The following is an 11,950-nucleotide window of genomic DNA, read 5'->3' as shown; positions in this document are numbered from 1 at the left end:
CACATCATCCCAGAAACCCTAGGTGGAAAGGATGAATACAAAAACCTCCAACTTCTCCATAGACATTGCCACGATGTAAAGACTGCCACCGATGGTAGCCTCGGTACTTATGACAAAGGCCAAGTTGTTGAGTCCCCGGATGAGGTGAAAGTCTCAAGTCCGGTTTTGGAGACGAGTAGTTCTGGTGACGGAATTGCTTAGTTTAACTTTGAGGAGCGAAAACTGGAAGGGGGGCGATCGCGGCGTCACCCGGAAGGCAAGTCAGAGAGACTCGCCATCCCGGGAGAACCGGAAGGGATGTATCCCCGCTCGTGGATCCATCGACGACTCCTTCAACCTTCCGCCGACTTTTTGCCAACGTGTTAAGAACTTTAACCAAATGTAGAGAGTTGTAGAGAAAGTTGAAGTTAGATTTCGCCCTTGCTCCGAGAGGTCAAACATCGGGAGGATCTGGCTAAAAGAAATGTGACCAACTTGTTAAGAAAATATTAATGAGTTGACAGTTTCTCCGGGTTCGTTTACAATAGAAAATGAGTTGGAAAATAAAAAGCAACTCAACCCGTTGGTTTGGCAAAGAGAACCGACAAATAACAAGCATTCAGACAAGAAAAGCTGGGATCGACTATGTTTGTGCCCAATGAGAGTAGAGAAACTCAAGAGGCCATTGGTTCCCGAGCAATTCCGATGAAATCTATCAAAAGGAGGATGGCAAATGAGTACCATCACTCAACAGAGACCTGAATTCAATATTGCCAGTTTATGGGATCGATTTTGCGACTGGATTACCAGTACGGAAAATCGGATTTATATCGGTTGGTTTGGCGTGCTGATGATTCCGACGTTATTAGCCGCTGCCACCTGTTTTATCATCGCCTTTATTGCCGCTCCAGGCGTAGATATGGAGGGGATTCGCGAACCGATCGCCGGTTCGATTTTAGCCGGAAACAATCCGATTACCGCTGGGGTGGTACCCACTTCTGCAGCCGTGGGCTTGCACTTATATCCAATTTGGGATGCGGCGAATATCAACGAATGGCTGTATAACGGCGGTCCGTATCAGTTCATCGTGCTGCACTTCTTGATTGGGGTATGGTGCTACCTGGGACGACTGTGGGAACTGAGCTATCGGTTAGGAATGCGTCCGTGGATTGCGATCGCCTATTCGGCCCCGGCGGCGGCGGCGACGGCAATTTTCCTAATTTATCCCATCGGTCAAGGAAGCTTTTCCGAAGGCATGCCCCTGGGAATTTCCGGCACCTTCCACTATATGTTAGGCTTCCAAGCGGATCATAGTATTCTGATGCATCCGTTCCACATGCTGGGTGTTGCCGGGATTTTTGGCGGTGCCTTACTCAGTTCCTTGCACGGTTCCTTAGTGGCTTCTACCTTAGTTCGAGAAACCACCTATTTAGAATCGACCAATCATGGATATAAATTCGGCCAAGAAGAAACCACCTACAACCTGTTTGCGGGACACTACGGCTTCTTAGGTCGCTTAACGATTCCGGAATGGGGTTTGAAAAATAGCCGTTCGATCCACTTCTTAATTGCGGCATTACCGACGATTGGGATTTGGTTTGCGACCCTCGGCATTGGCGTGATGTCCTTTAACTTAAATGGGTTTAACTTCAATCACTCCATTCTCGATAGTGCCGGTCATACGATCCGCACCGATGCCGATATTCTGAATCGAGCGAATCTAGGCATCCAAGCGATGCACGAACCGAACGCACACAATTTCCCCCTGATTCTCGCCGGTGGTGAATCCGTGCCAGTAAGCTTCGATGTTCCTTCGATTTCTAGCGTAGAAAGTTAGAGTTATCTCAGCAAGAGTTGAATGAAAAGCGTTCCTTTGATAGGGACGCTTTTTTTGGTTTGAAGAACGAACGGGGGGTATTGGGCGATCGCAGATGGGGGGATAGGGAAGGGGAGTTTCTGCAAGGAGTGGTGACGGAACTCAGGGGGTTGAGGAATCTCGGACAAGAAAAGGGTGAAGCGAGGAGTTTGCAGGAGTGGTTTGTGATAATTAATACAATATAACCGCTTAATTGTTTGGATACTAAGACCTGCTGGCAAGTGACAAAAAGATGAACAACCCGGATGAGTTAAGACCATTAAGGGATCCCTTTGAAACGGTGGGATTACCATCGCAAGCGTTGCTAGAGGATTTGCATCGCAAGTATCGCGATTTGGACGAGGGGAAAGTGGCGGATTTTCTCCCGGAATTGGCGCAAGCGAATCCCAATTGGTTCGGGATCTGTGTGGTGACGGTAGATGGAAAGGTTTACGAGGTGGGGGATAGCGATCGCCTGTTTTCGGTTCAGTCGATCTCGAAACCGTTCGTGTACGGACAAGCTCTAGAAGACTGGGGCCAAGAGTATGTGTTAACTAAAGTCGGGGTGGAACCAACCGGGGAAGCGTACAATTCGATTTTAGAGCATGAGGAAATTGCCGAGCGCGATTACAATCCAATGGTGAATGCGGGGGCGATCGCCACTACCAGTTTGATTAAGGGGAAAACCCTCGGCGATCGCAAAGCGCGGTTGTTGGAGATGTTTGCCCGGTATGTGGGTCGCCCGGTAGACATCGATCCGAGGGTTTATACCTCGAAGAATCACAACAATAACCTGAATCGGGCAATGGCATATTTGATGCTGACTTTTGGCACGATTGAGGGAGATATTGAGGAGGTTCTGGATTTATATTGTTACCAATGTTCCCTCTCGGTTCACTGCAAAGACTTGGCGGTGATGGCGGCAACATTGGCGAATGGCGGTGAGAATCCCCTGACGAAAGAGCGGGCGATCGCCCCCGAGTCGGTGAAAAACCTGCTCAGCGTCATGTACACCTGCGGGATGTACGACTTTTCCGGACAGTGGGCGTATCAGGTGGGGTTGCCCGCCAAAAGCGGTCTGGCGGGGGCAATTTTGGCAGTGGTGCCGAATAAAATGGGGATTGCGGTGTTTTCGCCGCCCCTGAACGAGCGCAATAAGAGCGTGCGCGGGGTGAAAGTGTGCGAGGAACTCTCGTACCAGTTGAATCTGCATATTTTTCAGGGAATTTCTCGGGAGTCGCCGAGTGAATTGCAAGGGAGTGCAGATGCTGAGGAAATCCCCAGCGATCGCTTGGTGTCCGAGTACATGCGGAGTGGTTCCCCCTCACCGGCAGAAAGCGAAGCAACCCTGAAAGAGGCTGAGGCGATGGAGCGCCTACAGTTAGTGAGTTCTCCATTTCAGGAGTTTTTGAAAGCGCTACATGAGAAATATCTGCCCCTGCGCGACGGTCGCATCTATGTGAGCGAACCGGGTTTGGTGGATATCGAGCGCGATTGGTTTGGCATTTGTGCGGTGACGGTGGAGGGGGATATTTATGCCGTGGGCGATTTCGAGCGGCCTTTTTTGATTCAGTCTATCTCCAAGGTGTTTGTGTACGGGATGGCCCTGGAGGATCGCGGTCGCGATTACGTGCTGAGTAAAGTGGATGTGGAACCCACCGGAGACGCTTACGATTCTATTCTGAAGGTGGAGGAACGTTCCAAGCGACCTTACAATCCGATGGTCAACGCCGGTGCGCTCGCTACCAGCAGCTTGATTCATGGCGGTGGCCCCGCTCAACGGCTGATTCGCGTGCTGCAAATGTATAAAAAGTATGTCGGCCATGAAGTGTTTGTGGATACCCCAACCTTGGTTTCCGAACAAACCTGCGGCGATCGCTCTTGGGCCACCGCTTACCTGCTGCGACATTTCGGAATGCTCGAAGGCGACCTCCGTCAAACCCTCGACCTCTACCTAGAACACTGTTCTGCTATTGTGAACGCTCGCGATTTGGCCATGATGGGCGCAACCCTTGCCAACACCGGCATCAACCCTCTTACAGGGACAAGAGCAATTAAAGCCCAATACGTGCGAGATTTGCTGAGCGTTATGTGTACTTGCGGCATGTATGATTTTGCCGGGGAATGGATGTATAAAGTAGGAATTCCGGCAAAAAGTGGCGTCGGTGGCGGCATTATTGCTGTGGTTCCCGGACAGATGGGAATTGCCGTTTTCTCCCCTCCGTTAGACAAACGCGGCAATAGCGTGCGCGGGATTAAAGTGTTTCAGGAACTTTCCGAGCGCTTTGGGCTGCATATTTTCGATCCCCTCACCTCGATTGATATGTTGCGAAAGTGGACGCGAAAATAACCCCCCTACATCCCTGCGGTTATCGAAACTCCGCCTGCATCCGCAGGCGCTTTATTTTGCTTTTCCAACCTGCGCTAGGAGGAATTTTCCACTCTACACGTGAGTGTCATTGCGATCGCGATCGCCACCTGCTTTTTCCCCGAGAAACTATGGGCAAACAATAGCTATAATAGGGGTAAAAGAATGACAAAGCGAGGGATAATATGAAAGCGATCGATGTTGGATCTTGGCCGGCTAACCTGTCTTTGAGACGGGAGGACATGTATGAATAATGGCTCCAAAGCCGTGTTTCTCGATACCAATATTTTGGTCTATGCCAGTATTCCCGAAATGTCCAGGATTTTAATCTAATGTCCAAGATTTTAATCGATTTTCCCAGTTGATTCCCGTCGTCCCCCCGATCGCACCGGGCGAGGGATAAAAGTCTTGCCCGGAGGTGTGAGGGAGACCCTTGCACCTTCAACCGCATTTTCAAACTGCGATCGGGTAAAATGAGTCAAGTAGAACCTTTCAATCCAGTAGCGAATCTTTCGCCGAAACTTGGGTGAGGGAGTCTTTGTCAACGGCATCGGCGATCGCCTCCATCACTCCTCAAAAATGCCCCAGAAAACGCGACTATTATGGAAGAACTATTCGACCTGAAACAAAAGCTCCTGCAAGGCGACATAAAAGGCTCCTTAGCTATTGTTGAAGAACTCGAAGAAATGGGACTCAAAGACATCATCAAGACGATTCGCAGCTATGCCGTCATTCTGCTGCTGCATCTGATTAAACAGCAAGCCGAAAATCGAACGACTCGTTCTTGGGAGGTCTCGATTCGCAATTCAGTGCGGGAAATTCAACGAGAAAACAAACGCCGGAAAGCGGGAGGTTATTATTTAACCGATGACGAGTTGCTAGAAACTCTGGAAGAAGCCTATCTAAATGCAATTGATGAAGCCTCTTTAGAAGTGCAAGAGGGACGCTATGAAAGCCACGAATTAGAACAAATGGTTAATCGAGAAGAAATCATCCATCGCGCCCTCGGGTTAATTATGCCAGAGCGATCGGAATAAATCAAGACCGCGATGAAACCGAGGCAAAATATTTTACAAAAACTGTAAGGTGGTGTGGGAGTCCTGAATAAATCAAGACGGCGATAAAACCGAGCAAAAATATTTTATAATAGTGGAGGAATAGAAGAGTCGAGAAACTGATGGGTCGCACACCGACAATTACCTTTGACCGAGGCACCTTGTTGCTACATCCACCACCGCGAGGCAAAGCTTGGATTGACTTTGCTACCTGGGACGATCGCGTGGAAAAGTTCCGCATTCCGGCAATTTACTATCGTCCCTTGATCGAAGCGCTGAGAGCGGAAAACAGCGATTTTATCGACGAGGCGAAAGGGTTTGAACCCCTAGAATTGGTTCCCAGGGTTGAAATGCCACCCTATCCGCACCAGCAGGAAGCACTAACGGCGTGGAAGCATGGGGGGCGTTGGGGAGTGGTGGTGTTGCCCACGGCGGCGGGAAAAACCTATTTGGCGCAATTGGCAATGCAGGCGACCCCGCGCACTACCCTAATCGTGGTGCCGACACTGGATTTGATGCATCAGTGGTACGCTCACTTAGATGCGGCATTTCCCGATGTAGAGGTAGGATTGTTAGGTGGAGGGTCGCGGGATAAAAGCCCGATTTTGGTAGCTACGTATGACAGTGCCGCGATTCATGCAGAAACCTTGGGCAATCGCTATGCTTTCATCGTGTTTGACGAGTGCCATCACTTGCCCACAGATTTTAATCGCGCGATCGCCGAATACTCCATCGCCCCCTATCGACTGGGTTTGACCGCTACGCCAGAGCGCTCCGATGGCAGACATGCGGATCTCAATGGGTTAATCGGTCCACAAGTATATCGCAAAACGGCAGAGGAACTGGCAGGCGGCGCACTAGCAGACCATGAAATCGTCCAAATTAAGGTGAAGCTCTCCAAAATAGAGCGCGATCGCTACAATCAATTAATGACAACCCGCAACGATTTTTTAAACGCCTCAAAAATCTCCCTTCGTGGCATTAAAGGGTGGCAAAAATTCGTCAGAGCTTCCGCGCGATCGCAGGCGGGCCGACGCGCCATGTTAGCACACCGAGAAGCCAAAGAAATCGCCCTGGGGACCGATGGTAAAATGCGCGTTCTCGCCGACTTACTCGCCCAACATTACCCCGAGCGACTCTTAATCTTTACCGCAGATAATGCCACGGTTTATCGCATTTCTCAAGACTTTTTAATTCCCGCCCTCACCCATCAAACGCCGGTGAAAGAACGGCATGAAATTCTCCAACGGTTTAAAAGTGGAGAATACAACACCATAGTCGCTTCTCATGTCTTAAATGAAGGCGTAGACGTCCCCGATGCCCGCGTGGCCATTTTGCTCTCGGGCACTGGTTCGGCACGGGAGTACATTCAACGCTTAGGAAGGCTTTTGCGAAAAGGAACCGACAAAAATAAACGGGCAATTTTGTATGAAGTGGTTGCCGAAGATACGGCAGAAGAAGGTACATCAAAGCGCAGACGCGCCGCCACAAAACGACCCAAACCGCAAAAACAAAAGCCCGTGAAAAAGCCGCAGCGCAAATCTGCGAATCTGGAGGTTTTACCGGGTTCATCTTCCCCCAGTTTACCGCCGCAAAAACCGATTTATGGGGTGGAAAAACGCAGCAGCAAACGCGCTGCGGAGTCAGGGAAAAAATGGAACGATTCGGAGTCTAAATATCGGGAGAATCCGGAAGGAGATAGAAGTCAGGAGAATCAAGAGGAGGGAACAACCCCAAAGGATTCTGAGTCTAATTCTAAACCGGATCGAACCTAGGGGTTAAAATAATGATGAAATTTTCTCGATTGTCGCTAATTAGCAGTGGGTTAGCAGGCATTGTTGCGATCGCCGCTTTCACGCCCATCAGCAGTGCGGTGCGCGGTCAAGAACCGATTGACTGTGCCTTGGAACAAGCTCAAATGGTGGATAGCCAATTGTTTGAATTGCGCGATCGCCTGCAACAAACTGCCAATGCTGGTAACATAGAAGAAGCTGCCGAATTACTCAGTCAAGGGTTGCGCTTGATGCAGCGGTTGCCCAATGATGGGAATAAAGCGAGTATATTCGCCGAACTCGTCAATGGGTTCCAGGGTCAACCGAGTTTGGTGGAACAAACTGTCACTCAATTTGTGGCAACGGGACAACCCGAGAAAGCGCCTGCTGTGCTGGCATATGCCTTGCAGGTGGCGCAAGGTTTAGATGCAGAACATAGCGTTGTGAAAACGCGCTCCTTAGCGGCGATCGCCGGCTGGTACGCCCAAATGGGAGAGGGCGATCGCGCTGCGGATATACTCTCACAAGCTCGGCAAAGCGAAATTGGCATTCGCGGGAGCGAGTTTAAAGCCAAAGCACTCAGCGAAATTGCCCGCGCTTATATTGCGATCGCTCGATTTGAATCGGCGTCTGAAATCCTCTTTGAATCTTTGCGACAAGCGCAGTTGGTGAATTATCCCAATTCCTTTCGCAAAGCCTCGGTTTTCCAACCAATTGCGGTTTATTTTGCCAAAATTGGAGAATTTGAGCGGGCACTGGAGATTGCCAGAGATATTGCAGATGAGAATTATCAAAGCGAGACTTATGCCGAAATTGCCCTGGAATGTGCCAAGCAAGGAAAGCTGAAATCCGCCTTACAAATTGCCGAAGCGATCGCACTTGTCGATCGAAAAGCCGATGCCCTCGCCGAGATTGCCGATGCAGGGCAAAAAGCCGGAGAATCGGATGAGAAAATAGGGGATATTTTGGCAAGGGGGCTACAGGTTGCCCAAACTATTGAAGATAGTCACACCCAAAGCAGGGCGATCGCGAAAATTGCCCTGCAATATGCCAAATCCGGATACCGCGATCGGGCAGTGACTCTCACCGAATCGATAAATTTTGCCGATATCAAAGCAAAAAACCTGGGGAAAATTGCCGTTTTTTATGCTAAAATAGGAGAACGCCAGAAAGCCCTTCAACTGGCGATTAATGCCCTCGAATCAGTGGCTGCTATTTCAGACAGTTATCAGCAATCATTTCTGCTCCAGGAGATAGTTCCCGAATACTTGAAGTGGCAACTGTACCCAGCGGCGATTCAGGGGGCGCAACAGATAGAATCGGTGGAGAGACAAAGAATCCTGTTGCAAGAAATTGCTATCAACGCCGCAGAAAATGGGGAATATAATATCGCCGTGGAAGCTGCTGAAATCCTACCGAGTAACTTAGCTGCACTGGCGGTTGAGTATCAAAATGGCGGGGAAACCCAACGGGCTGGCGAGTTATTGCAGCAAGGAATAGAAACAGCAAATGCCCTGGAATTGCCCGATGCAAAATTCGACCTACTGGCGGCGATCGCCCTCGCATATGCCCAAATCGGACAGCCAACCAAAGCCGAAGAATTATTTTCCCAAGCCCTAGAGTTTGCCAAAAACAATGTAGGGGACGGTTCGTATATTTGGACAACCGTTTTTCAGCGCTATTTGCAAGCCAAAGAATACGATTTGGCCGAGAGAATTGCCAAATCAATAGCAGATAAATCGTTTCAAGATACAGCGTTAAGAGAGTTGGTCACAACTTATTTAGCAGCAGGCGAAGAAGCGGCTGCATTTCGAGCGATGGAGGCGTTTGCACAACCGCAGCCAAAGGTGAGGCTGTTGTTAGATATTGCCGATAACGCGATTCGATCTGGGAAAACAAATCGGGCGTTAGACATGTTGGATATTGCTTTTCAAGTGGCGCGCAGGGTTCCCGGTCCGGAATCGAATATGTTGGTGTTTAAAGTGCAGATGGATGCTGAGGGGAATATCTTGCAATCCACCGAGATAGAAGATCCGGAAGACCGAGGGAGCTTTTATGAGGAAATTGCCCTCAAATATGCACGACTCGGACGGGATAACCGCGCCTTGGAAGTCGCTGCAGCGTTAGAAGAAACCGCCACCCGCGATCGCTTGCGCCAGCGACTAAGCTGTTATCGGTAAAATCGGCGATCGGGGAATTTTATAAAAATTTCAGCCCAGGTGATTGCCTGGGCTGAGTTTATTCGCTATCTTAGGAAAGAGAAACCTTTAACGCAAATCGGATTATGGTTCATCAGGATTACATCACCCTTGCAACCGAGGGTAACGGCGATATGCACGACGTCACCGATTCCGTGAATACAATTGTCAAAAAATCCGGCATTCAAGTTGGAATGGTTAATATTTTTAATATTGGCAGTACCGCCGCGATCGGTACGATTGAATTTGAACCCGGACTGCAGCAAGACCTGCCGGAAATTCTCAATAAACTGATTCCCCCCAGTCGAGATTACGGTCACGAACAAACCTGGCATGATGGGAATGGACATTCCCACTTACAAGGCACCTGGTTGGGACCTTCGCTTACCGTACCCGTACAAAATGGGAAGTTAGAGTTAGGCACCTGGCAACAAATTTTTCACCTTGAATGCGATGTAAAACCCAGGAATCGCAAAATCAAGGTGACGATTTATGGAGAATAGCGGCAATTATAAGTTGCAGTAATTTAGCAAAGCCCGCCTGCGCGGGCTAATTTAAACGGGAATTAATGAGGAAAAAGTATGTTACCATCCGACTTGCTCAGTTACCGCCAAAATGGGGAAACAATTGTTCCGAAACGATTGGATATAAATCGCACAAATCTGGCGATCGCTGCTGAATTGATAGACTGTTTTCAACAAGCCCAAGGGCGCACCCAAGGCGAACTCGATCGCCAATTACAAGACATCGAAGGCGAGGGAACCGACTACCGCATCAAACGCGGACTCGCCCACATTCTCAAAAGCAACTTAAGCACCTTTGAAGTGGTTTCGCCTCTCGATCCGATCGCATTGCGCCAGCGCGTTTTTACTCAGTCCGCGCAAACCGTCCCCAGCACATCATCCACCCAACGTACCCTGGAAAAACTCGCCACCGAACTCAGCCAAGAATTAGAACGAGAAGTCATTCCCGCCCAGATACAAGCCGGAATTTATGCCGATCTAAACGAGAATAAAATCCTCACCGAATTTGACGCGCCGACGCCCGAAGCGCTGCTGCATCGGTATAATCTCTCCCAAGTGCAAGGCGTATTTTATCGCGCCACGCACATCCAAATCAACGCCCATCGCAACGATCCTGGTGAGTATAAACTGTTATTTCGCTATTTAAAATTATTTCAACTGATGGCCTACATCGAAGGCGACGCCGATCGCGGCTTTACCATCACCATTGATGGTCCTACTAGCTTGTTTAAACCCAGTACCCGTTACGGATTGGCCCTGGCTAAAATGCTCCCTGCATTGCTGCATGTCACCAAATGGAGTTTGCACGCCACCTTGCAAAGTCGCGATACTTATACGGGGAACTGGAAAACTGGACGATTTAGCCTCAATTCCGATTGTGGATTAGTCAGTCACTATCCTCCCGGCAAACCTTATGATAGCATGTTAGAAGCTTCCTTTGCCAAGCGCTGGGCATCCACAAAAACCGAGTGGAAATTAGAACGCGAAGTGGATTTAATTCCAATTCCCGGTAGCGTCATTATTCCCGATTTTCGCTTAGTTCATCCCGACGGACGCACCTATTTACTCGAAATTGTCGGCTATTGGCGTTCCGAGTATTTGCAAAAGAAATTCGCCCAAGCCAGAAAAGCACAACGCCACGATTTAATCTTAGCCGTTTCCGAACGGTTAAACTTGGAAAAAGCTGGGGTCAATGTCAAAACTGTTTCCGTACCCATTGTTTGGTTTAAAGAAAAGTTGCAACCGAAGCAGGTGTTAGCCGTTTTGGAGGACTAAAAAGCGTTGCGCCTGACGCGCCACGAATCACTTTTTTGTAGTTTAGAGTTATTGATTTTTAAATGTCATGGTATCGGATAATACGAACTTACAAATTATGGAATTGCCCGAGGTGAAACATCCGGATTTTGAAGGAGCTTTGCAAATCTATTTACATGCTTTTCCAGCTAGCGAAAGACAACCGACAGCAGTAGTTAAAAACCGACTTAAAAAGCAGCTTTACCAATGGCTAATCGGCAAACTGGAAAACAAAGTGGTTTGCATTGCGTTGTTATACCCTTTGAAAAATACTGACTTTGTATTGCTGGACTATCTGGGAACTGACAAAGCCTACCGAGGTCGAGGAATTGGCGGTCAATTCATGGGAGAAATTTTACAAAACCTGGCGAATATTAACAAATACTTACTCATTGAAGTCGAGCATCCCGCTTCTGGAGAAAATCAAACAGACAGAAAAAGGCGGGTGAAGTTCTATCAACGACTAGGGGCAAAAATTCTCAAAAATGTCCCCTATCAATTGCCTCCTTTCTCGGGAAATGTGTCGATAGAGATGCTATTAATGATGCTGCCCGAGTACCCCGGAGGCCAATTACCGGGCAGTCTGGTGAAACAACTCATTCAGCAGATATATGGGGAAGTTTACGATCGCGACGCGGGAGATGCGCTGTTAAAGTCTTTTATTCATCAGGTTCCGGATTCTGTGGAGTTAATTTAAACGGGATATCCTGCTTCAACTGGCAACAGCGATCGCTCCTAACTCATTTCAATACTTCTCTATTAAATATGGTACAATTAACATGGTTCTTAAGCAAACAGAAGTACGATAGAGTATAGGCCATTTCAACCCAATCGCTATGGCTTATGATAACTTGTGCAAATTTCTGGCAGAAAAATACCCAGAGCGCTTTGCTGCTTGGATACTGG

General features: G+C 48.7%; 10 protein-coding genes. 9 read left to right on the top strand and 1 reads right to left on the bottom strand.

The features are described from left to right. The 3 genes from AC0QH1_RS24925 to glsA form a co-directional block, all read left to right on the top strand. On the top strand, window positions 1-201 hold a 201-nt coding region (locus AC0QH1_RS24925), incomplete at its 5' end, for an HNH endonuclease (protein WP_324634120.1). A gap of 511 nt (window positions 202-712) precedes the next feature. Next, window positions 713-1,816 carry a photosystem II q(b) protein gene (gene psbA / locus AC0QH1_RS24920; RefSeq protein ID WP_324634119.1) on the top strand — a complete coding sequence of 368 codons (1,104 nt, stop codon included), beginning with the start codon at window positions 713-715 and terminating at the stop codon, window positions 1,814-1,816. A 319-nt stretch (window positions 1,817-2,135) separates the two neighbouring features. Then, the gene (gene glsA, locus AC0QH1_RS24915; RefSeq protein WP_324634118.1) at window positions 2,136-4,184 is read left to right on the top strand and encodes a glutaminase A; all 2,049 of its coding nucleotides are present in this window, start codon (window positions 2,136-2,138) and stop codon (window positions 4,182-4,184) included. Window positions 4,185-4,546: 362 nt separating this feature from the next. Here glsA and AC0QH1_RS24910 read toward each other — a convergent pair whose 3' ends face one another. Continuing rightward, entirely contained in the window at window positions 4,547-4,753 is a 207-nt protein-coding gene (locus AC0QH1_RS24910) for a hypothetical protein (protein WP_324634117.1), read from the bottom strand. Window positions 4,754-4,804: 51 nt separating this feature from the next. Here AC0QH1_RS24910 and AC0QH1_RS24905 point away from each other — a divergent pair, with 51 nt between their 5' ends. The 6 genes from AC0QH1_RS24905 (at window position 4,805) to AC0QH1_RS24880 (ending at window position 11,741) form a co-directional block, all read left to right on the top strand. Then, window positions 4,805-5,239, top strand: a complete 435-nt coding sequence (locus AC0QH1_RS24905; protein WP_324634116.1) for a DUF29 family protein — start codon at window positions 4,805-4,807, stop codon at window positions 5,237-5,239. Between the two features lie 140 nt (window positions 5,240-5,379). Then, window positions 5,380-7,032, top strand: a complete 1,653-nt coding sequence (locus tag AC0QH1_RS24900; RefSeq protein WP_324634115.1) for a DEAD/DEAH box helicase — start codon at window positions 5,380-5,382, stop codon at window positions 7,030-7,032. Between the two features lie 11 nt (window positions 7,033-7,043). Then, the gene (locus tag AC0QH1_RS24895; protein ID WP_324634114.1) at window positions 7,044-9,209 is read left to right on the top strand and encodes a tetratricopeptide repeat protein; all 2,166 of its coding nucleotides are present in this window, start codon (window positions 7,044-7,046) and stop codon (window positions 9,207-9,209) included. A 104-nt stretch (window positions 9,210-9,313) separates the two neighbouring features. Beyond that, a complete protein-coding gene (locus AC0QH1_RS24890) occupies window positions 9,314-9,730 on the top strand; it encodes a secondary thiamine-phosphate synthase enzyme YjbQ (RefSeq protein ID WP_324634113.1) in 417 nt (138 codons plus the stop codon). Window positions 9,731-9,808: 78 nt separating this feature from the next. After that, on the top strand, window positions 9,809-11,026 hold the full coding sequence (locus AC0QH1_RS24885; RefSeq protein WP_324634112.1) for a DUF790 family protein: 1,218 nt from the start codon (window positions 9,809-9,811) through the stop codon (window positions 11,024-11,026). 67 nt (window positions 11,027-11,093) lie between these two features. After that, window positions 11,094-11,741 carry a GNAT family N-acetyltransferase gene (locus AC0QH1_RS24880; protein ID WP_324634111.1) on the top strand — a complete coding sequence of 216 codons (648 nt, stop codon included), beginning with the start codon at window positions 11,094-11,096 and terminating at the stop codon, window positions 11,739-11,741. Window positions 11,742-11,950 lie beyond the last annotated feature (209 nt).

Source organism: Phormidium sp. CCY1219, assembly GCF_055795085.1.
This window is presented reverse-complemented; position numbering and strand designations above follow the sequence as displayed.